Raw genomic sequence first — 262 nt, forward strand, 5'->3', positions numbered from 1 at the left:
GTCACTTGGGATTTATCTACAGGCAAACTGCCTGCTGGCGCGACGCTCAGTGATGCGCTTCAGCTGCTTTCTGCTGCCACCGGCAGGCTTGTCGTGTTAATCGTGGACGAGGCCCAGCACGCTCTCAACAGCAATGAAGGGGTCAATGCCATGTTTGCCCTTAAAGCTGCCCGCGATGCATTAAACCCGGGAGGGAAGCGGCCAGGGCTACGGCTCGTTTTCACCGGCTCCAGTAGAGACAAGCTAGCGCAGCTAGTGCTGC

At 58.0% G+C, this 262-nt stretch carries 1 protein-coding gene; it reads left to right on the top strand.

Annotated elements, in window-relative coordinates; all coding sequences use genetic code 11:
* Nucleotides 1-262, top strand: a 262-nt coding sequence (locus RMT89_RS43785; protein WP_315889327.1) for a hypothetical protein, incomplete at both ends; no start/stop codon positions are given.

Source organism: Streptomyces sp. P17, from assembly GCF_032436805.1.
GTDB lineage: Bacteria > Actinomycetota > Actinomycetes > Streptomycetales > Streptomycetaceae > Streptomyces.